This window comes from Listeria sp. MAN/IMW/UF464, from assembly GCF_058683955.1.
Window position 1 is genome coordinate 58129 of sequence record NZ_JBZWZP010000002.1, and the last position, 24207, is coordinate 82335.

Consider the following 24207-nt stretch of genomic DNA (forward strand, 5'->3'; position numbering starts at 1 on the left):
TAGGCGGAATAATTTAATAACAATCTAGTTATTGTTATACTATAGAAGAGGATAGGAGGAGATTTATATGACTTTAAAAGGTAAAAAAGTTATTGCACTTGTTAGTGAAGACTTTGAGGATTTAGAGCTATGGTATCCGGTGCTTAGATTACGCGAGGCAGGTGCTTCGGTACATTTAGTTGCAGAGGAAGCTAAAAAAGTTTATCACGGTAAGTACGGAGTTCCTGTTACTTCTGATTATGATTTTGATTCTGTTCGTGCAGAAGATTATGATGGAATCTTAGTTCCAGGTGGTTGGTCCCCAGATAAATTGCGTCGTTTTGACAGCGTACTTAATTTGGTTCGCGCGTTTGATAAAGCGAAAAAACCAATTGGACAAATTTGCCACGCTGGTTGGGTACTTGTTTCTGCCGGAATTTTAGAAGGTGTAAATGTAACAAGTACACCAGGAATTAAAGATGATATGACTAATGCAGGAGCTATTTGGCATAATGAGCCAGTTGTAACAGACGGGCACATTATCTCGAGTCGCCGCCCGCCAGATCTACCAGAATATTTACCGGCGTTCATTTCTGCTTTAGAAGATTAAAAAAAGAAGCATTTCCGTTTTGGGAATGCTTCTTTTTATTTTAAAAGTAAAAAGTAATAATAAAGCCGATAAAGCTAGGAATTGCTGCAACTAAAAGCAGGATACTCCAGCGTAATTGGCTTTTTCGACTTGGATTTCCACTACGCCCACCAAAGGATACGAATGCAGATAAGATAATGGAGGCAAAAACAATGATAGTTGTTACGATGGAATATAAGGTGGATACAGTGTAGTCAGGCATCAGAAAACTTGCTAGGAAAACTACAACAGCAAGTGCGACACCAGCGAGCAGTGATTTTAAAAACACGACAAGTTCAACTCATTTCTAATTAGTTTCTCTCTTCTTTATAGCAAAAGAGTGAGTTTTTGTCCAATAAAAAAGCGCCTACCTAAGTTTGGTAGACGCTAGTCGTTTATTAATGTGGTAAAAATGCAACGAGGATGAAGAATAATACGGCGATAACGATTAAGAACCAGTTAAGTTCGCGCCATTTGCCAGTAAATACTTTTAATACTGGGTAAGAAATGAAACCAAATGCTAAGCCGATAGCAATACTTGAAGTAAGTGGCATAGCTAGAATAACTAAGAAAGCAGGGAAAGCTTCATCTAGTGTATCCCAGTCGATTTCTTTTACAGCACCAATCATCATGCTACCAACAATGATTAGAGCTGGTGCAGTGATAGCAGAAATTCCAGATACAGCGCCAACAAGTGGAGCGAAGAATGCCGACACCATGAACAAGATAGCTACTGTAAGTGTAGTAAGACCAGTACGTCCACCAGTTGCAACCCCAGCAGAAGATTCAATGTAGGCACTTGTTGGAGTTGTACCAAACATAGAACCAACACTTGTTGCAACCGCATCAGCCATTAATGCTTGTTTCGCATTTGGTAATGATTCACCTTTCATTAGGCCAGCTTTTTTTGCAACACCGATCATTGTTCCGGTTGTATCAAAAATCGTTATAAGTAAGAAGGACAGGACGACAGCGTAGAGCCCGTAACTCATCACATCACCAAATGCGTGAATAGGATTAGTGAAGACGAATTCTGGCATTGGCGGAAGTTTGACGATACCTTCTGTAAATTTAAGTTCACCTGTAATAAAAGCGATGATACCAGTTGCAATCATCCCAATGAATAAAGCACCTTTTACATTTAAAGCAAGCAAGATTAAAGTGATTAAAAGACCAACGATAGCTAAAATAGCTTCTTTGGAATGTAAGTCACCTAAACCTACTAAGTTAGAATCGTTAGAAACAATAATACCTGTCATACGGAAGCCTAGGAAAGCGATAAATAAACCAATACCAGCAGTAATCCCAGCTTTTAAATTATGTGGAATGGCTTCAATGATTTTTTCACGAAGGGGCGTTAAAGATAATAGTAAGAAAATAATACCTGCTACAAAGACCGCAGCGAATGCGACCGAATAATCTAGTTTTTGAGTTGTAACTACTGTTACGAAATAAGCATTCATACCAAGTCCTGGCGCAATTGCGATTGGATAATTAGCGAAAATCGCCATCCATAATGTACCAATGACTGCAGAGATGATAGTTGCCATAAATACGGTATTGAATGGAACACCTGCTGCGGAAAGAATGGCTGGGTTAACTACTACGATATAAACCATCGTTAGGAATGTAGTAAAACCAGAGATAACTTCAGTTTTTACATCTGTACCGTTTGCTTTTAATTGAAACATGCGTGTGTTTCACTCCTTTTTTAAAATCATGCTTAATGGTAAATAACGAACATTAAAAACCACAACTTCAATATTATTCGTTTTTTACCAAAAAAGCAACCCCTTTTGGAAGATTTCTTAAATAGTTTATCTATGTTACAATGAAAGTATCACTTATACTAGGGGGATGCATGTGAAAGCAGTTGTTTTTGATTTTGATGGAACTATGCTTGATACGGAGAATTTATGGTACACGGAGACAATGAAATATTTGAAAGATACGTACAATATTGATTTGCCAGATGAAATTTATCAGCAAATTATCGGTACAAGTGAAGAACCAATTATTAGCTATATGATGGAAGCAACGAACGGGGTTTTTGATAAAGAAGCATTTTTAACTACCGTGGCGGAAGCTTGTCATCTCGGGCAACAATCACTTGGTTTTCGTAATGGCTTTAAAGAATTTTTTGAACAAGTAAAAGCGAATGATTATAAAATTGGGCTTGCAACGAGTTCGGGATTTGATTGGATTGAACCTACGCTGGATCGTCTGGGCATTTTAGCTGATTTCGAGACGATACAAACGGCAGATCATGTCGATGAAATTAAACCACATCCAGCTCTTTATTTACAAGCAGTGGAAGCTCTTGGTGTAAAGCCGGAAGAAGCAATCGCGATAGAAGACTCGAAAAATGGTGCGTTATCAGCACTACAGGCGGGCTTAAAAGTTTACATCGTACCTAATGAAGCGACGAAAAATATTACTTTTCCAAAAGAAGCGACAGTTGTTTCTTCTTTTGCAGAAATCAAATTAAAATAAAAAAAAGAGCAAACTTGCTGATGAAGCGAGTTTGCTCTTTTTATTAGAAGGTTAATTTGGCTAAACGGTTGAATGCTTCTTCTAGTACGCTAATATCTTGCGTTGCGGCTAGGCGAACGTAATTATCACCTGATTCACCAAAAGCTAACCCTGGAATAACGAGTACTTGTGTTTCTTTTAAAACGTATTCTGTAAAGGAAACGGAATCCATTTTTGTTTTAGAAATATTAATAAATGCATAAATGGATCCTTTTAGCGGGTGTAAGGAAAGATATGGAATTTCTGCTACTCGTTTTGCGATATATTCTAGGCGTTTTTGGAAGGTTTCTGTTACTAAAGGAATTAGTGTCTCAGAATGGTTCAAAGCGTAAATAGCAGCTCGTTGGGACGGTGACGGAGCTGAATAAGTAATTCCTTCGTTAATAATTTTTGCTGCTTCATTTAAATAGGTAGGAGCAATCATATACCCAAGGCGCCAACCTGTCATTGCGAAATTTTTTGACATGCTTCCGAACGTGATTGTATGATCGGGCGCGAATTTGGCCATTGGTACGAAGTCTTCATAAAAACTAAAACCATCATACACTTCATCAGATAAAATAAAGAAGTCATATTTTTTCGCTAGATTGGCGATTTTTTCAAAAGTTTCTGGGGAAAAGACAGCGCCGGTTGGATTATTAGGTGAATTTAAAATTAAAGCTTTGGTTTTATTTGTAATAGCTGCTTCTAAAATATCAACATTAATGGCAAAACCATCTTTTTCGTAGGTTGGAATAATGATTGGCGTACCACCAGAGTTTAACACTTGATCTTTATAAGGGGAGAAGTATGGTTCGTGAATAATGACTTCATCACCGTCATCTAAAATCGTTTGCAAGGTTAAATACATACCATGAAGTGCGCCAACTGTGGCACGGATTTGGCTTCGTTCAAAAGACAGATCATAATTGCGACTGAAATAACCACGAATGGCGTCAATTAATTCAACATCCCCACCAGATTCTGTATATTTTGTATGACCAGCGCGTACGTCTTCAAAAGCCGCGTTAATAATTGATGCATCTGTGATTAAATCAGGGTCGCCAATAGATAAATCTAGAATATCCGGCATTGTTTTTGCAAGCGTTCCAATATCAGCTAGGATATTAACGGGCATTTGTTGATGTTTTTTAGCAATTTTTGAGTTATTCATCATGTTTAATTAGCTCCTTTTCTCTATAAGTGCAGATAAACGCCTCACCGAGAAATAGGTGAGACGTAATCTATGTTTATGCTAAAACTTTTCCTAAAAAGTCTTTAGTACGATCGTTTTGCGGGTTTCCGAATACTTCTTCGGGCGTGCCTTGTTCTTGAATCACGCCGGCATCCATGAAGACAACGCGGTCAGCAACTTCTCTTGCGAAGCCCATTTCGTGTGTGACGACAACCATCGTCATGCCTTCTTTAGCAAGTGACTTCATTACGCTTAATACTTCCCCGACCATTTCGGGATCGAGTGCGGAAGTTGGTTCATCGAATAGCATTACGTCAGGATTCATTGCAAGGGCTCTGGCAATGGCTACCCGTTGTTGTTGTCCACCAGAAAGCTGGGAAGGATAGCTAGTTGCTTTATCAGCTAAGCCAACTTTTTCAAGTAGAGAAAGCGCATGTTCTTTAGCTGCTGAGCTATCTTCGTTTTTTACTTTCATTGGCGCTAGCATTAGGTTTTCAAGGACATTTTTATGTGGAAATAAGTTGAAGTTTTGGAAAACCATGCCCATTTTTTGACGAAGTTCGTTGACGTTTGTTTGTTTTGCCATTAGGTCTTTGTTTTCAAAAAGAATCGTGCCCGTTGTTGGTTGTTCTAATAAGTTCAGGCAACGTAAGAAGGTACTTTTCCCGCTTCCGGAAGGGCCGATAACTACGACCACTTCTCCGGATGCGATTTCAAGGTCAATGCCTTTTAAGACTTCTAATTTACCGAAATGTTTGTGTAAGTTTTTAATATTAATCACTTGTTCTCATTCTCCTTTCAGCAACACCTAGTAGTCTTGACAAGCTAAATGTTAGTACAAAGTAAATTAATGATGTGATGATTAGTGGGATAAATGGTTTGAAGCTTGCGCCTTGGACTACACCAGTCATAAACATTAATTCTGTTACACCAATGACGGATACGATGGAAGATTCCTTAATAACAGTAACGAATTCATTCCCAAGCGCAGGAAGAATATTTTTTACGGCTTGTGGCAAGATGATGTAACGCATGCTTGCTCCTTGTGTCATACCAAGAGAACGAGCTGCTTCCATTTGCCCTTTGTTGACAGCAGAAATACCTGCGCGGATAATTTCAGCAACATAAGCGGCACTGTTTAGCGATAGGGCGATACAACCAGAAACAAAGGCGGATACGTCCATACCGATAATTTGAGTTCCGAAAAAGACGATGAAAATTTGAATTAGAAGTGGCGTACCACGGACAAATTCTATATAACAAGCTGCTGGCCAGCGTAACCATCTTGTTTTTGCAAGTTTCATGAGAGCTAGTAATGAGCCGAGAATGGCACCACATAATACGCCAATTGCAGCAAGAGCAATCGTAATCAATGTACCAGTGATAAAGTAATTACCATACTTCTCGTAAAAACTACCATCCTGGAACATTAATTTGTTGGCTTCGTTTTGATATTTCTTCAGTAAGCCAGTATCTTGTATATCTTTAATAGAAGCGTTGACTTTTTCTTGTAAAGCAGTGGAACCTTTTGGCATTGCAATGGCTGTTTCTTTGCTACCATTAACAAATTTAATATCTGCTAATGCGAGTGTTTTATCTTGGCTAATATAAGCTTCTGCAACAGGTCCTTCTAAAACTACTGCATCGAGCTTGTTGCTTTTAAGGTTCAAAATTAAATCAGGTACTTTTTGAAGTGAAACAACGTCTGAACCAACTAGTTCATTTTTGGCTAATTCTTCTTGGGTTGTTTGTTTTTGGGCACCAACTTTAATGCCATTAAAATCATTTACACTTGTAAATTTCTCTTTATCCGTTTTTCTAATCACAACGCGCTGTTGTACAAACATATACGGGTCAGAAAAATCGACTTCTTTTTGACGTTCTGGAGTTGGTGACATACCAGAAATAATCATATCAATCTTGCCGGTTTTTAGTGAACCGAGCAAACTATCGAAGTTCATTTCTTTAATATCTAATTTAACGTCTAAATCTTTGGCAATTTTTTCAGCGATACTTACATCAAAACCGACAACCTTATCTTTACCGTCGATGGTTTGATGAAATTCATACGGCGGATAATCAGCGGAAAGTCCAACTGTTAAAACACCTTTTTCTTGGATTTTAGTTAAAGTTTCATCTTGTGTATCAGCGGCGAACACTGTTGTGAAGCCAGAAAATACAAATATAAAAATAAGTAAAATTGCTGCGAACTTTTGTAATACATGCTTCTGCATAAGTACAACTCCCTCTAGTATTTGAGTAATTTATGATAAATAAATCGTTATTATCGATGTTTATTATAATACATCAAAATGAGTAAATATGCAATAAGTTTTTAAAATAAACTTGATTTGTTCTTGTATTTATTAGTTTTATTCAAAAAAATGTATAAAAAGAGCCTTGCTATAACAAGGCTCTAAATAAATTATAAGATGAATCTTAGTACGTAGAAGATAAGAGCTGCAATCGTTGCAGAAATAGGAAGTGTGATAACCCATGTAATAATCATGCGTTGTGCAGTATCCCATTTTACTCCTTTAACACGGTGAGCTGTTCCAACACCAAGAATAGAAGAGCTGATTACGTGTGTTGTACTAACTGGTAAATGAATGAAAGTGGCACCGAAAATGATAATAACAGAACTTAAGTCAGCTGCTACACCGTTAACGGGTTTGATTTTCATGATTTTACCGCCGACTGTTTTGATGATTTTCCAACCACCAATACTTGTACCAATCGCCATAGCTACCGCACAGGATACTTGAACCCATAATTGCACATCATCTGTTGATTGGAAACCACTGGCAATTAAAGCCATTGTGATAATCCCCATTGATTTTTGTGCATCATTTGTTCCGTGTGTGTAAGATTGTAGCGCGGCTGTACCGACTTGAATCATCCGGAAGCGCCGATTGGTCGTGGCTAAGTTTAGGTTCTTCAAGAAAATCTTGAAGAGTGAATATATCGTGTAACCGACTACGAAAGCAAGTACAGGAGATACTAATAAACCAACAATGATTTTAGTAAATCCACTGTATTCGATAGCTGCAAATCCGGCTGATGCAATAGCTGCACCTGCAATGGAACCAATCAAGGCATGAGAGGAACTACTAGGAATCCCGAAATACCAAGTAATTAAGTTCCATGCGATTGCCGAAAGTAATGCTGCTAAAATAACAAGTTCCCCGTGATCTAAGTCAAATGGGTTAACAATGTCTTTTGTAATAGTTTTAGCAACCCCTGTGAATGAAATAGCACCCACAAAGTTCATTACTGCTGCAAGAATAATCGCATGTCGTGGTTTTAAGGCTTTTGTAGAGACACTAGTCGCAATTGCGTTGGCTGTATCATGAAACCCATTGATTAGGTCAAATGCAAGCGCAGCAAGTACGATGACAAGGGTGATTAGAAACATTCCTTCCATCTATCTAGACCCCTTACGCATTTTTCATGACAATTGATTCAAGCGTATTAGCAACGCTTTGACAACTATCAGCAATGTCTTCTAATTTTTCATAAACTTCTCTTAGACGAATAAGTTTAATTGGATCTTTTTCGTTTTGGAAAAGTTGAATTAGTGATTCGCGGTAAACATCATCACATTGGGATTCGTAATCTTTAATTTGAATCGCAAGTTTACGAACATCTTTTAATTTTTTATCAAAAACAAGGTCAACTGCTTTTTCAATTTCAACAGTGCTTGCTTGGATAGCTTGGATAAATTTAGTCATGTATTCATCGTAATGAGTGATTTGGCAGATTTCAAGTGAGAAAGCTGTCTCATCAAGTGCATCCATCACGTCATCAAGGCGGTTAGTAAGTTCTAACATATCCTCGCGTTCGATTGGTGTGATGAAAGCGTCATTTAATTCCATAATCATTTTGTGAACCATGGAGTCCCCAGCTGTTTCATATTCTTTGATTTTATTCGAGAAAGTATGTAAATCCTCCACCGAATTAATGTTGTAAGTTGCAAAGAAATTTGCACCTTCATGTAAATTTACTGCAATGTCATGCAACAACGAAGCAAAACGGTCTTTTTTATTTTTAAAAGCCATTTTCTTAATTCCCCCGATCATTTTTGGTCATTAATAATCAGCTCGCTTTTACTTTAAAAAGGGAGCTTTTTTCTTAACGATAAGTTAACAAAAACAAATAAAAAATTTGATAGATCTTTACCACAAATTAATACTAACATAGGATGGGAATAAATAGGAAACTTTTTTTTGCAGAAAGCGCAAATAAACGACCTGACAGCGTTTCCAATGGCTGTTTTTAGGTATTTAAGAAAATGAATAAAAAAAGTAGATTTTTTGCGTCTTTTTATTAGGAGAGTAAGGCGCATTTCGGTATACTGGTTTTAAAATATAAATTTGCGAAAATAGTGTATAATTCATTTAAGAGAAAAAGTTCACAATTAGTTTTCGTGAGGAGGGTTTCGTTTTGACAAAAACTTTACAAGACAGAATGATACTACCGGGGAATGAGACAATTCCTTATATTGGACTTGGTGTATTTCAAGTGACTGAGCAAGAATTTATCGCTGGTGCTGTGGAGAAAGCCATTGAAGTTGGTTATCGTTTATTTGATACAGCAGCAGTTTATAATAATGAAGCAATTGTTGGGCAAGCGATTTTGGATAGTGCAGTGCCACGAGAAGAATTATTTATAAGCTCGAAAGTGTGGAATGGCGATCTTGGTTATGATGAAACCTTATTTGCTTTTGAACGGACGCTTCGAAATTTGAAGTTGGATTATTTGGATTTATATTTAATTCACTGGCCAGTTGCAGGGAAATATCGTGATTCATGGCGGGCAATGGAGCGACTACATGATGAAAAACTTATTAAATCAATTGGGGTTGCGAATTTTAAACAACATCATTTAAGTGATTTATTGGTTGCCGCAAATGAAAAACCAGTTTTAAACCAAGTAGAAACGCATCCGCTTTTACCGCAAAATGACCTTCGGAAATATTTGGCGGAACAGAATATCGCGCATGCTGCCTGGTCACCGCTTGCTAAAGGGATATTAATGCAAAATCCAGTTATTACAGAAATTGCGAAAAAACATCAAGCTTCTGTTGACCAAGTGATTTTACAGTGGCATTTGAACCGAAATACGATTATTTTTCCTAAGTCGATTACGTCTAGCCGTATTGAAGAAAATTCGCGACTTTCATACTTCCAGTTGGATGCAAGTGACATGGAAAAAATCGACCGACTAGAAACAGGTAAACGAGTTGGGCCAGACCCAGATGATTTAGAATATTTTTTAAGCAGCATTGAACGAGAACGAGCTTATTTAACAGGTGGGGAAAAAGAATGACGACTATTCAAACGTTATTCCGTGCTAATCGTTCTGTAGCAGATTCGAAGCCAATGGAAGCATACATGAAAAACCAATTCCCATTTTTAGGAATTAGAGCCACTGAACGAAAAAAATTAGTAGCAGATTTTTTAAGAGAAAATGGTATGCCGGATGATTTACTGAGACTTGTTGTGGAATTATTTGCAGAAGAAGAGCGTGAACTTCAATACGCGGCAATTGATTTATTAAGTCGCTATGGTAAAAAACAAGCCAGTGAAGCAATTGAAATCTATGAGCAATTAGTTACGACGAAATCATGGTGGGACACGGTAGATGGCTTAGCTGGAACGGTCGTAAGTAATCATTTCAAACTATATCCCGATTTAATCCCTATCTATAATGAAGCGTGGATAAACGGAGATAATATTTGGCTAGCTCGGACGGCCATTTTATTTCAATTAAAATATAAAGAAGAAACAAATGCTGAACTCTTATTTGCAAATTGTGAAAAATGGCTAGGTTCTAAAGAGTTTTTCATTCAAAAGGCAATCGGTTGGGCGCTTAGACAATATGCGAAAGTAGATAGTGAGGCAGTTCGCGTTTTTGTAAACAGCCATACGCTTGCGCCACTTAGTCGTAGAGAAGCGCTTAAACATATTGGGGAGGCGTGAAATGTTACATCATGTGGAAATCTATGTAGCTAATATCGAAAAAAGCCGGCTATTTTGGTCGGAGCTGTTAGAAGAGCTTTCTTATGAATTATATCAAACGTGGAATGAAGGATTTAGCTATAAATTTGGAGAGACGTATTTAGTCTTTGTGCAAGCCGAGGAGCCATTTCTGGCAGAGGGTTATCATCGTAAGCGAATTGGACTTAATCATTTAGCTTTTCACGGTGGTACAAAGGAACGCGTGGATGACTTTCGAGCTAAATTAAAAGCAAAAGGAATCAAGCTTCTATACGAAGACAGGTTTCCTTTTGCGGGTGGTAAAAATCATTATGCCGTGTTTTTTGAAGATCCGGACGGTATGAAAGTAGAGATTTGTACAGAAGTCACAATTTAATATTGTGGCTTTTTAAAATACCCAATCATCTCCAGCAGGTGCGGAAAAATTCATTTCTTTGCCTTTGAAAGGATGATTAAGATGTAATTTCTCTGCGTGTAACATGATTCGGTTTGCACGACTTGATCCGCCGTAAAGCGTATCGCCAATGATTGGATGACCGATTCCGCTTAAGTGAACACGGATTTGGTGCGTCCGGCCAGTTTCGATTTGGCATTCTACAAGAGACGTATTATTTTCATTGTCATTTTCTAAAACTTTAACGTGAGTAACGGCAGGTTGACCATAAGGACTGATTTGGCGTCTTGAGCCGTGATGACGGTCTTCGCCAATAGGTTTATTAATCGTCTGCATCACAAGTCCCCAAGTGCCATCAACCGCAGCAAGATAAGTCCGGTGAATCGCTCTATTTTCCATTTGCCACGATAATCCAGCGATAGCTAACTTGTTTTTAGCAAAAAGAACTAATCCTGAAGTGGTTTGATCGAGCCGGTGAACAGCGAGTGCATTTGCTTCTTGTCCCGTTTTTTCTAAATAATATTGCACTGCATTTGCGCATGTATCCGTTTCGTAGCTGTCATTTGCGTGAGTTTTCATCCCAACAGGTTTATTAACTACTAGTAAAAAATCATCTTCATAAATAATTTCTAAGTCATATTCATAAACCGGGATTTTATCGTGCAAAATAATCGGTAAAGAAAGACTTGCGCCAACAAAAAGCGGAGTATTCCAGTCGTCTAGCGGTTTATTATTCAGTAAAACATCTTGAGACATTCTGATCTCATGTCGTGCTTTTTTTCCAAGGTGAAATTTTTCTTGCAAAATAGCAGTTAGAGTAAGACCTTCCCAGTCTTCTAAAATAGGTAAAGTTAAATGCGTCATATAAGTTTCATCCGTTCTAATTTATTTTTGTTCTTTTCGAAATTGGTTTGGCGATAAAGCTGTATGTCTTTTAAAAGTAGTAGAAAAATGAGAGGAATTAGGAAAACCAGACATTTTTCCAATAAGTTCAATAGATAAGGTTGTGTTTTGGAGCTGATTTTTTGCATAGTCAATTCGAATATTGTCTAAATAAGTAATTGGTGTGATGTCTGTAATCCGTTTAAACGTTCGATGGAGATGATATGGACTCCCGTGACAATCATCGGCAATAATCTGTAAAGTTAATGGCTTTGCAAAATTTTCTTCAATGTAAGCCTTAATGTTACCTACCCATTCTGTATCGGGTAAACTTTTTCCTCCAGATTTGCATCGTTTACAAGGACGAAAGCCATGCGAAATGGCTTCTTCCTTACTATGGAAGATAACAATATTTTCTTTTTTAGGTAAACGCGATTTACAAGAAGGAAAACAAAAAATTTTAGTAGACTTCACACCATAGAAAAAAGTACCATCAGCAGTGCGATCATTGGTTGAAATTGCTTGCCATCTTTTTTTAGTTAAGTAATAATCTGACAATGTAATCACCTCAACTTCTTCTTAATCATAAACGTTATAGCGTTAAATTGCGAGAAAAACTTTTCTAATCTTGCTATTACAACCATGTATTATAGAAAAACTAATTTGTTAAGCGTATAATTAATAGTTGAAAGAGGTGAAGAAAATGGACAAGTTCTATGATGATTCAATCCGTTTTGCTGGAGAAAAAATTTATTTCGCCGCCACTGATAAAGGTTTGTTTTATGTTGGGAAAAATAAGGAAAACTTGCAATCAGCGATACATGACCCAGAGAAAATGAGGAAATATAAAGCAGAACTACTTGCTTATTTAAACGGAGAAAGCATTAATTTCACTTTCCCTATTGATTTATCCGGAACAACATTACAATTAGAAGTTTTTGAAGCCTTAAAAACGATTCCATATGGCGAAACTAGAACCTATACAGAAATAGCTGAACAAATTAATCGTCCAAAAGCAGTCCGTGCAGTCGGAACAGCTATTGGAAAAAATCCATTACTTGTAATTATCCCGTGCCACCGAGTCATCGGCAAAAGCGGGAAACTAACAGGGTATAGTGGCGGAATACCAATGAAACAAGCGCTATTAACATTAGAAAAAAAGAATGTAAATCAATTTTCTTTTTAAAAGGGAATTGATTTATTTTTATATCTACTGTACTATTATAACTAGTACAATTAGTTCTCTATAATTAAAAGTCATGAAAGTGGGGGGAGAGATGTTTACTATTAATACGAAAAGTCAACTGCCAATTTATGAACAGATCGTCCAAAAAATTAAAGAACAAGTTGTCAAAGGCATACTTCAAGAAGGCGAAAAAATTCTTTCTATACGAGAGTTCGCCAGCAGAATAGGAGTGAATCCAAACACTGTGAGTAAAGCTTACCAAGAATTAGAACGTCAAGAAGTAATCGTCACGGTTAAAGGAAAAGGAACCTTTATTGCGGACCAAACAGAAAAGAACAGTTCGCCAAAAAAGTTAGCAGAAACTAAAATAAAATTAAAAGAAATAATTTTAGATTTAGTTTATCTTGGAATTAATGTGGAAGAAATACATAAATTATCTGTTGAATACAGTCAGGACATCATTGGAGGTGACAAAATTTGAGGGTTGATTCGTTAAGTAAAAAAATTGATGGGAAGCTTTTGCTTGATAAGATAACATTTGAAGTGAATCCAGGAGAGATTGTTGGCATAGTTGGACGAAACGGCATCGGGAAAACAACACTTTTTCGAACAATGATGGGTTTTTACATTCCAGATGAAGGGGATGTCTACTTAGATGAGCCGATAAGTAAGAATCCTGAACTAAAGCAAAAAATATTTATGCTACAAGATAACTTAGGCTGCTGGGATGGCTACAAAATTCCAACAATAAAAAAATTCTATCAAAAGACTTATCCATTATTTGATGGAGCTAAATTTGATTTATTAATGAATCAAGTCAACCTTGCCACGGATGTTAAGTTTCAAACGTATTCTAAAGGAATGAAAGCACTTTTCGGTTTAGTTTTGTCACTTTGTATTGGAGCAGATTTTATTTTACTTGATGAACCTATGGAAGGTATAGATGTTATCGCTCAAAAGAAAATTACTGGGATTTTATTAGAAGAAGTAGAACGACGGAAATTAGGTATTGTAATTTCTTCACATCGTTTAAACGACTTAGAACCAATTGCCGATTATATCCATATTTTACAAGGAAATCGCATTGAAGAATCCTATCATCTTGAAACTTTACGTGAACAAGCAGTCAAAATTCAAATTGCTTTTGAAAACAAAAAATTACCAACTATTTTACTTGAAAATGGTAAAGTGATTAACAAATATGGGCGGGTGTATACGATTTTATTCCGGGATATGAATACAGAATTATATGCTGCTATAAAACGAGAAAAACCGATTTTCATGGATGAACTTGCGGTTACATTAGAAGACCTGTTTGTTTATCATCTAGAGGAACAAGGGGGAGAAGAATAATGAGTACAGGGCTTCTCTTTAAAGAATGGCGTCAAAATGCGTGGATATTTTTATTTATTGTTATTGCCTTTATTGGTTCAGAAGCAATGACAGCTACTAATACAGTAGATATGTTTAATCAAAATTATAAGTATTACCAGTCGGAAGAATTTCAAAAAGTGAATGTGGATGATCAACAATTGACGCCAAATGAAATTAAAATGGATTTAAGCTTAACTCCTTATGATTTTGAAGGAAATTTAGCCTTGTTCTTTTATGTATTTTTGTTTTTAGGGTTAAAGTTAACCGTATTTGAAAAAAATAAGCAAATGGATTATTTTACGTATGGCTTACCTTATTCTAAAAACCAGATATTTTGGCATAAATTACTCATTCCTTCATTAATCATCTTTATTATAGTTCCTTTAATTATTTCCTTGAGATTTATGTATATATATCAGCAAATTCCTGAGTTATATTTACCGAATGTGTCTGATTCTAGTATGTATATTGCATCTTTTTCACTGTTATTTTTATTCTCTTTCACTTTAGCAATAGCTGTTGGTTATCTTGTTGGAGACATAATCGCTGCAGGCCTCGTTGCTATAGGAGCAGTAGCAAGCTTTTTCTACATGTTTCCAGGTGCAACAACTAATTTGATAGTTGGATTTAAAGCCTTTTTGGAAGGTAAATCATTGGCCGATGTTGATGGCGGTGCGGTTATGTTGTTTTCAGCACTACCAACCCCGCTTTTAAGTGGAAGTATGGTCATCAGCGAATTTATAGTACTTATTGCTCTATCCATTTTAATGATAATAATTGGCTGGTATGCCTTAAAAACGGCTTCCCTTGAAAATAACGGTAGATTCTTAATGAATAATAAATTCCGTATGCCGATACTTATTATTGGTTCCATTTATATCACGATATGTTTAGGCGGACATTACTCTAAATTTAATTATGAAAGTCTGATAACAACCACTCAAGCTGTAACTTTGCTCGTAAAAATGATTTTAATTTTCATTGTTACTGCTACAGCATTCTGGTTCCTAATGTACAAATGGAAAACTATAAAAAAACTATAACAAAAAAAGTATCGAGGTTGGAGTTCCCCAACCTCGATACTTTTTTTAAATATGATCACGAGCAAATTTTTTCTTTCTGGCAAATACGATTAATAAAAGAGCTAACCCGAATAATGCAATACCAGCATTTAGTAGGAAAATAGCAGCAATATCAATCCTAGAAATAGCGGCAGCGATAAGCGGAATAACAAAAACAGCAATGCCTTCAGCGATTGTATAAAGGCTAGTAACAAAACCTTTACCACGAGCAGAGACTTCGGCGAGAAGTGTTAAACCTAATTGGATAATACCGCCAGCTGAGAAATAACCAAGCAAGAAAGCACCAACTAGACAGACAATTTCAGTTGGGAATGCAAAAAGCGTGAAAGAAACTAACATCGTCATCGTTACATACGTTATTAAAATGTGAAGTGTTTTAACCCCACGATTTCCTAAAATAAACGTTACACATACGCATAAAATAGCACCAACACTTGCATAGCTCACAAGTAGCCTAGAAGCGTTATCAGTCATATGAATAACTTCAGAACCGTATTTTGCTATCCATTGACTCATAATGTATAGAAGCGTCTGTGCTACAAATCCAAAGAGAATCAAACAGATTTCATCAATGCTAAAATGAAATGCTTTTTTCTCTTCAACGATTTCTTTCTCGAAATCAAGCGGTTTTCCAACGGTCATTGGAGGGAACGTACGGGTCAACGTATACAGTAAGTTAATAAGTAAAATCGCAATTAACACGATAAAACTCCAGCCGTACCATAAGTTATTTGCTAAAATAAAAGCAATCATAAATGGTAAGAGAAACTGACCAGCTTGTACAAAAGCTTTTACAACGATGTTAGCTGATGCCGCTTTTTTAGGATAAGCTTCCATTAATGCTGGGTAAGTACCTGTATCAAGGAAAGAGTTTGCAATTCCTGCTGAAATACCGAACGCATAGGCTATGATAGTATTTGGACTTAACAAAATACCGCCTAAAAAAACAATATAGAAAAATACGCCGAGAATGACGGATAATTTACGACCGAATTTATCTGATAGTTTTCCCGATATAAAAACAGCAAGTAATTTACCAATCCCAAATGAAGACACAACGCCGGCAGCACCAGCTAAATCTGTATGCCATTTTTGAGATAAAAAATCAATATTTTGTGCAATGATGATTAACGCCATACCATGAACGAAATAGTTCATATAAAGTCCTAGTGAAGTAGATAAATACTTATTTTTCATAATCTGCTCTCCTTTATGTAGTTACTTTGGAAGACCTTTTCATAAGAAATACCCTTATTTTAAAAGCTTTTATATAGATAAAACTCATAAGTTTGTGCTTTAATTCACAAATGATATGTAAGTTCAACTGAGCAAGTGAATGCTCAGTTGAAGTGTTTCTTATTTAGTTGCAATTTTAGATTCATTTTTGTAACGCATATTGACGAAGATTGCTAGTAAGATTCCGATAACTGTGATCACTACATTGAATAATAACACATATTTCGGACCTTCGATACCACCAGCTTTAGTAATATAGCTCGCAATGTTTAAAACGATATAGTTTGCAAGGCTTGAGGAAATCATAACAATCGAAGTGATTTTCCCTTTGTTCGTAGGGAAAAATTCGTTGGCAGTTGATACAGCTAGTTGAAGAACCCCACCAGCAGCAGCGTATCCAATTACAAATCCACCAATTAAGCATATAGTCGGTGTTTGGACGATGTAAATAATTAGTAGCATTAAAGTAGCAATTGCTGGATATATAATGAGAATTCGCACTGGTAAAATGAATTTTTTCACGAGAACAGCTGTAATTAAAATAGCACACATAGTACCTAGTGAGTAGAATGATTGAATCTTACTTGGATCAGCCATGCCATATAATTTTCCGAGCTCTTGGTTACAGTTTAACCATAGTTGGAAAGTGGAAGTGCAAGTGAAACCTATACCTATGATTGCCCAACTAGTTGCATTGAACTTCATTTTCGCTGGTTTTGCTTTTTCGCCGCCCACATTGTTATTCATTGGAGGGAATGGCATAAATGCGATAATTAAACCGTCGATAACAATTAATGCCATCGTAATAATAAATAGTGTACGGAAAGACATATTCGCCGCTGCTACCATACCAATAGCGAAAGGTAATACGAATTGTCCGATAGAAATAGAGAATTTAGTAAACATATTGGCAATAGCGCCATTTTTAGTGAAAATTTCTAGAACGGATGGTGTTACAGCAGTGTCTAAGAATGAATTCGCGGCCCCGCCTACAAAAGCGAAAGCATAAGCAATATACATATTCGGCGCAAATGCTAAGCCGATGAAATAAATTGCGTATAAACCAACACCGATTAATGCGGAAGGTTTACGGCCAAATTTATCTGAAAAAGGTCCAGAAATTGGCAGTGTAAGTAAACGTCCTAGGCCGAGTGCTGCGATAACAGCAATAACCATACTGACATCAAAGGTACCGTCGGAAAGCTTGTCTGCTCCCCATACTCCAGCGAAATCTTGTTTGTATTGGCCAAGAATGGATACCCCAATACCGTGAATAAAATAAGTAAAATAAAGTGCAATTGCTGTTGGATAAAATCTTTTTGCGTTCATTTTTTTCTCCTCTCGAAATCCTGATGAATTTATTAATTAAAATATAAATCTTTTACTTCTGAAACAGGCATATCTTTACCTGTGAACAGTTTGTATGCTTCTGCGCCTTGCCATAAAAGCATGCCTAGTCCGCCTACAGTCTTTGAACCAGCAGCTTCTGCATCTAGCAACAGTCTGGTTTTCTTTGGATTGTAGACAACATCGGTGACGATTAAATCTTTTCTGAAGACCGTCGTATCTTTGACAGGCGTTTCGTTTTCATGTGGATGCATACCAACGAGTGTAGCATTTACTAAAATATCACTAGTTGCTATTTCCTCATGTAATTTTGCTGCGTCATTTAAGTCGTAAATATGTACGATGCAGTCAGGAACTTCTTGTTTAATAGAAGCAATCGTTTGTTTAGCTTTTTCATAAAAATCATCTTTAATATTAAAAATGGCGATTTCCTTGGCCCCATCAAGTGCGCACTGAACTTGGATTGCTGTTGCTGCACCACCAGCGCCGATAATGGTCATTTTTTTGCCAGCCACATCTACACCAGAATCCCGTAAATTACTAGCAAAACCAAGACCGTCTGTGATATGTCCGGTTAGTTTTCCATCTTCATTTATAATGGTATTTACAGCGCCAATCATTCGCGCAGCAGGGGAAAGTTCATCCATGTATTTTAAAACTTCACTTTTACAAGGCATGGTTACGTTAGAGCCACGTAGGTTAAAAGTCTTGATAGCAGCAATTGCATCAGCGACTTTACTTACAGGAATATCAAATGCAAGATACGCATAATCTAAACCAGCTTTTTGAAAACTATAATTATACATGATTGGGGATTTTGAATGGTCTACGGGTGTACCAATTAAACTTAGAAGCCGAGTTGATCCTGAAATTCTTTTTTCCACGTTCATTTACCTCCAAGTAGGTTTGTACTCGCCGGCTTAACAGCGAGTACAACCATAAATTATAATTGCAATACCGCATCTAGTGCTTCTTTGGTTGCATCTAATGCTCGGCGCGCACGAACTGCATCACCGATAACATAAGTTTCTGGGACGATTTTCTTGATGGCTTCCTCCAGTGGATTGTAAGCTCTTGATCCCATTGCAAGTACGACAGAATCAAACCCATCAATGCGGTACTCTTTTTCATCAGCTAAGGAGTACGTGACCCCGTCTGGTAAGAAACTAGTCACTTTTGCATTGGTAATACTTTTAATTTTATACTCGTCAAAATCGCGCATAAGGAATTTTCGGTGTTCAGAAATAACATCTGCTCCGACTTCATCACGAAGTTCGACGACTGTTACATCATGACCAGCTTCACCTAAAAATGCAGCAGTCTCACTACCAACCATACCTCCGCCAACAACTAGTACTTTTTTGCCACAAGATTCTTTGCCATCAAGTAAGTCGACTGCGTGGATTAAGCCGGAATCTTCAATACCTGGAATTGGTAAGACGAGTGGAGTAGCGCCCGTCGCAATAATAACTGCATCTGGGGCAATATCTTGAATAAGTTCAGGCGTGACAGGTGTATTGGTTTTAATTTCCACATCGAATTGCTCACATTTTTTAATGTAACTGCGAACCATATTAGTTAGGTCGCCTTTTCCTGGAGGATAGGCAGCTAAACGCATTTGGCCACCGATAATGTCTGATGCTTCGTACACTGTTACATCATGACCTCTTGAGCCAGCCATCCAACCAGCATAAAGCCCACCAACACCACCGCCGATAACAACAACTTTTTTACTAGGTGTTTTTGGCAAATAGGCTTCGGATTCGCGGCCGAGTAGAGGATTCACTAAACATGTAATAGGTTTCCCAGCATACATGTTAGCGACACAACCTTGAAGACAAGCGATACAAGGAAGTAATTCGTCTAGTTTTCCAGCCGCCGCCTTATTCGGTGTTTCTGGATCAGCTAACGATTGTCGTCCGAAAGCAACTAAGTCAGCTCGACCTTCGCGAACCATTAGTTCAGCATAATGCGGCTCGGTGAAACGCCCAACTGTAATTACTGGGATAGAAACGGCGCGTTTAATTTGTGTTACAAGATCAGAACTAAAACCAGCGTGTAACACGGTCGGAGCCCACATGTATTCATCGCGAATATGAACGCTACGAGAAACATGCAAACCATCTAAACCACAATCTTCCAAATAAGCAGCTACCGTCGCACTATCTTGGACACTTAGTCCGCCGTCCACGCCATCCGTACTGTTAATTCGGCATAGAATTGCGATGGAATGACCAACACGTTTTCGAATGCTTTCGATAATGAGTCTTGGTAGTCGCATTCTATTTTCAAAACAGCCGCCGAATTCATCCACACGTTTATTCGTGCGTCCTGATAGGAAACTACTTACTAAATAACCATGAGCGCAGTGAACTTCTACTGCATCAGCCCCAGCTTTTTTTGCTCGTAAAGCCGCTTCCCCGTAAAGTTCAATTAATTCATAAAGTTCTTCCCGTGAAATGGCTTCCGGTGTACTTCGTCCTTCTGCTGAAGCAATGGCGGAAGCTGCTTTTAAAGGATAACCAGAAACTTTAGAATTCCCTTCAGGTCCAGCGTGTTGTAATTGCACAGAGATTTTGGCACCCGCGTCATGACAAGCATCTATCACTCGTTTAAAACTGGCAATTTGATGATCGCTATAAAGACATGCTTTATTTGCGCCGCCTTTTGCCCGAACATCTACAACGGTCGCTTCAAAAGTAATTAGACCAAAGCCACCAAGCGCACGTTCTTTATAATAGGCTAGTGAAGTATCTGTTAAAGTGCCATCTGTATTCGCATAGTTATTACACATTGGAGATACAACAAAACGATTTGGTACTCTCATAGGCCCGATATCAATCGGTGAGAACATCGAATTAAATTTCAAAAAAAACACTTCCCTTTCAAGGTAGAATCTTCTTGTTACGTTACTTTTTTCACATATCTAACTATTTTTTATTTGGGAGAAATTTCTGGCCATGCTTCGTCTAATACTTTTTTCGTGGCATTATATACTTTGATGGCAGCATATTCTAAACCAGTTTCTACCATGGAGTCTGATATAACTTCAACGCCCATAACACGGGGGTTAACGCCATGCTCTTTCAAGATTCGAGCAAAACCGACTGTATCGCCGTATCCTTCGCCAGGAGCAAGTCGGTCATGGAGAGATTCTTCCCGAAGTTCTTTGTAAGGTGTTTCGTGTACGTCACATAATTGGATGGAAACAATCCGGTCAGCGGGAACATTTTTAATTGATTCTGCTGTTTGGTTTGCTCTAGCCCAGTGCCAAGTGTCGCAAATTAGTTGTGCATTATCCCTGCCACATGCTTCAGCTACACGCCAAGCTGCTGCTAAGTCTGCTACACCACTGTATGGCATAAACTCTAAACCAATAATTAATTCTTCCGCACGGTCACACAATTCACCGAGTGCCGTAATGATTTGTTCTTCGGGGATTTTTTCAAGCAAACCGCAGTTAATATGTTTGACGCCGAATAAACGCGCCATATGGAAAGTAGTTTGTTCTTTCTTTTGCTGTTCGACTGTGCGGTCCTCGGCGGTTCCCCACTGAGTTATGTATTCTACTTCTGTTACTTTGATGTTATGCTCATCTAAAATCCGCAACATATCTTCATCAGTTAATCCAGCGGCTAATGCATCTACATAGTTTTCTGCACGCAAGCCAATTCCATCAAAACCATTTTCTGCTGCGATTCTCACTCGTTCAGGAAAAGATACCTCCGTTCCAAGCGTGTAAGAGCTAATCGTGATTGGGCATTTTTTTAGGTCGCCATTTGCATTTGTCATAAAAATTATCTCCTCTCTAGAATAAAAATTACAAGAAACTTTGATAATATTTTCACAAACACCAGTAAAAAAATAAATTCCCGTTCATTAAATATCGCTGCTGTGATAACGCCTTCAATGTTTGAAATTTCAACTGGACAGTTAACGTATTCTACCGTATATTGGTTTTTAAGGAATAGTTTGTTCTGCTGGTGTAACTACAGTCTAATTGTATTATGACTATTCCATAAAAACAAATTGGTATTATTCTATTAATTGATAGATAAATTGCATAGATAATTTTTAGTAAGGAGAGAAGCCATGAATTTACACCATTTACGTTATTTCGTCACATTGGCGCACATGGAACATTACACAAAAGCAGCTGAAAAATTACTCATCACTCAACCGAGTTTAAGTCACGCAATTTCTTCGTTAGAACAAGAATTAGGTATACCTTTATTTGAAAAAGAGGGACGAAACATTGGATTAAGCAAGGCTGGAAAAGTATTTCTGGATTATGTAGAAGAATCGTTAGACATGATTGATGCCGGAGTAGCAACTACCAAAAAAGCCGCAAACGGAGAAGGGCAGATTGATTTAGCATTTTTACAAACGCTTGGAACCTCACTTGTGCCTAAGCTTGTTCAAGAATTCATACAAACAGAACCAGAAAAGAAAATTGATTTCGTTTTTCATACGGGTGTTTCGATTGATATTATTCAAGGACTAAAAGAAAAGAAATACGATATTGGGATATGCTCTAAGCTCGAGAATGAACGAAATATTCATTTTACACCGATTGCAAAACAAGAATTAGTGCTGATTGTACCAAAAAGTCATCCATTAGCTGAAAAAGATTGGATTGATTTAATTGAAACCGTGCCATACCCGCATATTGCTTTCTCAAAGAAAAGCGGCTTACGACCAATTATTGATGATTTATTTAGAAAAATTGGCGAGGATTACAAAATTGCCTATGAAATCGAAGTAGATCAAGTGATTGCAGGGATGGTTGCGCAAAATTTTGGAATTGCCGTTGTTCCAAATATGCCGATTTTAAATTATGTGGACGTTAAAGTTTTACCAATTAGAAGTCCAAACTGGGAACGTTTCTTTTATTTAGCGGTTGTAAAAAACCAAACGTTAACTCCAGCAGCAGAGCGATTCAAACAATTTATGCTAGAACATCGCATTTAAAAAGGTAGCTATCCAAGTGAATGGATAGCTACCTTTATTATTAGTCATTTGTTTTTTTGATAATCTCGATATATTCAATATGATGGGGTTCGCCTTGTTTCACGCGGAAAATAAAGCCATCGTAATCGATTTCGTCCCCAACTTCTACTTCATAATTTTGTGTTAAGAACCAGCCGCCGATTGTGTCAACTTCTTCTTCCTCGATTTCAGTACCTAAAATATTATTTACTTCATCAATCAGAAGTTTTGCGTCAACAATGTAGTGACCGTCTTTGATTTTACGGATTTCTGGAATTTCATCAGCATCAAATTCATCGCGAATATCACCAACGATTTCCTCGACAATATCTTCTACCGTAACGAGCCCGGAAGTACCGCCATATTCGTCAAGTAAAATCGCAATATGGGAGCGTTCGCGCTGCATTCGGAAAAGCAATTCTTTAATTGGAATTGTTTCAATCACACGAATAATTGGTTTTACGTAAGGATCAATACTAAAACTTGGATTCGATCCGTGTTCCACATATGCTGACAAAATTTCTTTTAAATTAAGTACACCAATAACGTGGTCCTTATCTCCATCAATAACTGGATAGCGCGTATAACGCTCATTTTGCATGATGTCGGATAATTCGCCGATAGTAGATCCCGTATCAACCGTTACAATCTCCGTTCGCGGAATCATGACTTCTTTCGCCATACGTTCGTCAAAATCAAAAATCTTATTCACATAACGGAATTCTGATTGATTGATTTCACCGCTCTTATAACTTTCGCCAACGATTATTTTTAACTCATCTTCTGTATGAGCGATTTCATGTTCAGAAGCTGGCTCTAAGCCGAATAAACGCGCGATGAAAACCGCAGAACCATTTAAAATCCAAATGAACGGGAACATCACTTTATAAAAAATATGCAGTGGACGTGCTACCGCAAGAGCAACCGTTTCAGTTTTATCAATCGCAAGTGTTTTCGGTACAAGTTCCCCGACAACCACGTGTAAGAACGTGATAAAAAGAAAGGCTATAGTGAACGAAAGAATCGTAATAGCAGATTGTGGTAGTTCTAGCAAGCTGAATAATGGATGCAATGCAGCTTCAACCGTAGATTCCCCTAACCAACCAAGTCCAAGAGAACTAATCGTTATCCCGAGTTGGCAGGCCGATAAGTAAGCGTTCAAATGATTGTAAATATGTCTAGCAAGAACCGCACGTTTATCTTTCTCTGCAATTAATTGGTCCAAACGGCTCGGTCGCATTTTTACAATCGCAAATTCCGTTGCCACGAAAAACGCCGATATAGCAATAAGTAAAGCTATAATTAAAAATTTAATGGTTAATATCAATAAATCGCCTTGGCAGAAACTGTTTCTGCTAAGGCAAACACCTCCTAATTTAATATAAATAAGCTTATGATAAAACTA

The 24207-nt window shown here is 37.4% G+C and carries 25 protein-coding genes; 10 read left to right on the top strand and 15 right to left on the bottom strand.

Going from position 1 to position 24207, the window contains the following annotated elements; translation table 11 throughout:
• Window positions 1-67: 67 nt before the first annotated feature.
• Complete coding sequence (locus AC4PG0_RS07525) at window positions 68-589, top strand: type 1 glutamine amidotransferase domain-containing protein (RefSeq protein WP_003723656.1); 522 nt, start codon at window positions 68-70, stop codon at window positions 587-589.
• A 40-nt stretch (window positions 590-629) separates the two neighbouring features.
• Here the strand turns inward: AC4PG0_RS07525 and AC4PG0_RS07530 are convergent, their stop codons facing one another.
• On the bottom strand, window positions 630-896 hold the full coding sequence (locus AC4PG0_RS07530; RefSeq protein ID WP_003763633.1) for a hypothetical protein: 267 nt from the start codon (window positions 894-896) through the stop codon (window positions 630-632).
• Window positions 897-1005: 109 nt separating this feature from the next.
• The gene (locus tag AC4PG0_RS07535) at window positions 1006-2298 is read right to left on the bottom strand and encodes an NCS2 family permease (protein WP_003767704.1); all 1293 of its coding nucleotides are present in this window, start codon (window positions 2296-2298) and stop codon (window positions 1006-1008) included.
• Between the two features lie 172 nt (window positions 2299-2470).
• Here AC4PG0_RS07535 and AC4PG0_RS07540 point away from each other — a divergent pair, with 172 nt between their 5' ends.
• Window positions 2471-3100 carry an HAD family hydrolase gene (locus AC4PG0_RS07540; RefSeq protein WP_112120265.1) on the top strand — a complete coding sequence of 210 codons (630 nt, stop codon included), beginning with the start codon at window positions 2471-2473 and terminating at the stop codon, window positions 3098-3100.
• Between the two features lie 43 nt (window positions 3101-3143).
• Here AC4PG0_RS07540 and AC4PG0_RS07545 read toward each other — a convergent pair whose 3' ends face one another.
• From AC4PG0_RS07545 to AC4PG0_RS07565, 5 genes are all read right to left on the bottom strand, one after another.
• On the bottom strand, window positions 3144-4292 hold the full coding sequence (locus AC4PG0_RS07545; RefSeq protein ID WP_033533890.1) for a pyridoxal phosphate-dependent aminotransferase: 1149 nt from the start codon (window positions 4290-4292) through the stop codon (window positions 3144-3146).
• Between the two features lie 76 nt (window positions 4293-4368).
• The gene (locus AC4PG0_RS07550; RefSeq protein WP_003763623.1) at window positions 4369-5094 is read right to left on the bottom strand and encodes an amino acid ABC transporter ATP-binding protein; all 726 of its coding nucleotides are present in this window, start codon (window positions 5092-5094) and stop codon (window positions 4369-4371) included.
• Complete coding sequence (locus AC4PG0_RS07555) at window positions 5087-6547, bottom strand: ABC transporter substrate-binding protein/permease (RefSeq protein ID WP_003769888.1); 1461 nt, start codon at window positions 6545-6547, stop codon at window positions 5087-5089. Before AC4PG0_RS07555 ends, AC4PG0_RS07550 begins: the two co-directional genes overlap by 8 nt.
• A gap of 191 nt (window positions 6548-6738) precedes the next feature.
• Complete coding sequence (locus AC4PG0_RS07560; RefSeq protein WP_010991139.1) at window positions 6739-7737, bottom strand: inorganic phosphate transporter; 999 nt, start codon at window positions 7735-7737, stop codon at window positions 6739-6741.
• 13 nt (window positions 7738-7750) lie between these two features.
• Window positions 7751-8371: a DUF47 domain-containing protein gene (locus AC4PG0_RS07565; RefSeq protein ID WP_003723380.1), complete on the bottom strand. Its 621-nt coding sequence runs from the start codon at window positions 8369-8371 to the stop codon at window positions 7751-7753.
• Between the two features lie 385 nt (window positions 8372-8756).
• Between AC4PG0_RS07565 and AC4PG0_RS07570 the strand changes: the two genes are divergently transcribed.
• The 3 genes from AC4PG0_RS07570 to AC4PG0_RS07580 are packed head-to-tail and all read left to right on the top strand — an operon-like array spanning window position 8757 to window position 10688.
• Window positions 8757-9641 carry an aldo/keto reductase gene (locus AC4PG0_RS07570; RefSeq protein WP_010991138.1) on the top strand — a complete coding sequence of 295 codons (885 nt, stop codon included), beginning with the start codon at window positions 8757-8759 and terminating at the stop codon, window positions 9639-9641.
• Window positions 9638-10294 carry a DNA alkylation repair protein gene (locus AC4PG0_RS07575; protein WP_010991137.1) on the top strand — a complete coding sequence of 219 codons (657 nt, stop codon included), beginning with the start codon at window positions 9638-9640 and terminating at the stop codon, window positions 10292-10294. Before AC4PG0_RS07570 ends, AC4PG0_RS07575 begins: the two co-directional genes overlap by 4 nt.
• 1 nt (window position 10295) lies before the next feature.
• Window positions 10296-10688 (top strand): VOC family protein, encoded by a 393-nt coding sequence (locus AC4PG0_RS07580; RefSeq protein ID WP_003769883.1) that lies wholly within the window; start codon window positions 10296-10298, stop codon window positions 10686-10688.
• A 12-nt stretch (window positions 10689-10700) separates the two neighbouring features.
• On the opposite strand, the gene AC4PG0_RS07585 is transcribed toward AC4PG0_RS07580, so the two are convergent.
• Both AC4PG0_RS07585 and AC4PG0_RS07590 read right to left on the bottom strand, forming a co-directional pair.
• Window positions 10701-11570: an RluA family pseudouridine synthase gene (locus AC4PG0_RS07585; protein ID WP_003763612.1), complete on the bottom strand. Its 870-nt coding sequence runs from the start codon at window positions 11568-11570 to the stop codon at window positions 10701-10703.
• A 21-nt stretch (window positions 11571-11591) separates the two neighbouring features.
• Window positions 11592-12146, bottom strand: a complete 555-nt coding sequence (locus AC4PG0_RS07590; RefSeq protein WP_077916504.1) for a bifunctional transcriptional activator/DNA repair enzyme AdaA — start codon at window positions 12144-12146, stop codon at window positions 11592-11594.
• Window positions 12147-12291: 145 nt separating this feature from the next.
• Between AC4PG0_RS07590 and AC4PG0_RS07595 the strand changes: the two genes are divergently transcribed.
• The 4 genes from AC4PG0_RS07595 to AC4PG0_RS07610 all read left to right on the top strand — a co-directional run bounded on the left by AC4PG0_RS07595 (window position 12292) and on the right by AC4PG0_RS07610 (window position 15191).
• Window positions 12292-12774 carry a methylated-DNA--[protein]-cysteine S-methyltransferase gene (locus AC4PG0_RS07595; RefSeq protein ID WP_185325127.1) on the top strand — a complete coding sequence of 161 codons (483 nt, stop codon included), beginning with the start codon at window positions 12292-12294 and terminating at the stop codon, window positions 12772-12774.
• 91 nt (window positions 12775-12865) lie between these two features.
• Window positions 12866-13255: a GntR family transcriptional regulator gene (locus tag AC4PG0_RS07600; protein WP_003763608.1), complete on the top strand. Its 390-nt coding sequence runs from the start codon at window positions 12866-12868 to the stop codon at window positions 13253-13255.
• Entirely contained in the window at window positions 13252-14127 is an 876-nt protein-coding gene (locus tag AC4PG0_RS07605) for an ATP-binding cassette domain-containing protein (RefSeq protein WP_003763607.1), read from the top strand. The genes AC4PG0_RS07600 and AC4PG0_RS07605 overlap by 4 nt, the downstream gene beginning before the upstream one ends.
• On the top strand, window positions 14127-15191 hold the full coding sequence (locus tag AC4PG0_RS07610; RefSeq protein WP_003769878.1) for a hypothetical protein: 1065 nt from the start codon (window positions 14127-14129) through the stop codon (window positions 15189-15191). The genes AC4PG0_RS07605 and AC4PG0_RS07610 overlap by 1 nt, the downstream gene beginning before the upstream one ends.
• 45 nt (window positions 15192-15236) lie before the next feature.
• Here AC4PG0_RS07610 and AC4PG0_RS07615 read toward each other — a convergent pair whose 3' ends face one another.
• The 5 genes from AC4PG0_RS07615 to AC4PG0_RS07635 all read right to left on the bottom strand — a co-directional run bounded on the left by AC4PG0_RS07615 (window position 15237) and on the right by AC4PG0_RS07635 (window position 21605).
• On the bottom strand, window positions 15237-16427 hold the full coding sequence (locus AC4PG0_RS07615) for an MFS transporter (RefSeq protein WP_010991133.1): 1191 nt from the start codon (window positions 16425-16427) through the stop codon (window positions 15237-15239).
• Between the two features lie 159 nt (window positions 16428-16586).
• Entirely contained in the window at window positions 16587-17795 is a 1209-nt protein-coding gene (locus AC4PG0_RS07620; protein ID WP_003769874.1) for an MFS transporter, read from the bottom strand.
• A 32-nt stretch (window positions 17796-17827) separates the two neighbouring features.
• Window positions 17828-18697, bottom strand: a complete 870-nt coding sequence (gene aroE, locus AC4PG0_RS07625) for a shikimate dehydrogenase (RefSeq protein ID WP_185510587.1) — start codon at window positions 18695-18697, stop codon at window positions 17828-17830.
• 59 nt (window positions 18698-18756) lie between these two features.
• Window positions 18757-20682 carry an oxidoreductase gene (locus AC4PG0_RS07630; protein ID WP_194320167.1) on the bottom strand — a complete coding sequence of 642 codons (1926 nt, stop codon included), beginning with the start codon at window positions 20680-20682 and terminating at the stop codon, window positions 18757-18759.
• Window positions 20683-20750: 68 nt separating this feature from the next.
• The gene (locus AC4PG0_RS07635; RefSeq protein WP_003769869.1) at window positions 20751-21605 is read right to left on the bottom strand and encodes a sugar phosphate isomerase/epimerase family protein; all 855 of its coding nucleotides are present in this window, start codon (window positions 21603-21605) and stop codon (window positions 20751-20753) included.
• A gap of 300 nt (window positions 21606-21905) precedes the next feature.
• On the opposite strand from AC4PG0_RS07635, the gene AC4PG0_RS07640 reads away from it, so the two are divergent.
• Window positions 21906-22784 carry a LysR family transcriptional regulator gene (locus tag AC4PG0_RS07640; RefSeq protein WP_003763592.1) on the top strand — a complete coding sequence of 293 codons (879 nt, stop codon included), beginning with the start codon at window positions 21906-21908 and terminating at the stop codon, window positions 22782-22784.
• Between the two features lie 40 nt (window positions 22785-22824).
• Here AC4PG0_RS07640 and AC4PG0_RS07645 read toward each other — a convergent pair whose 3' ends face one another.
• The gene (locus AC4PG0_RS07645) at window positions 22825-24129 is read right to left on the bottom strand and encodes a hemolysin family protein (protein WP_003769865.1); all 1305 of its coding nucleotides are present in this window, start codon (window positions 24127-24129) and stop codon (window positions 22825-22827) included.
• Window positions 24130-24207 lie beyond the last annotated feature (78 nt).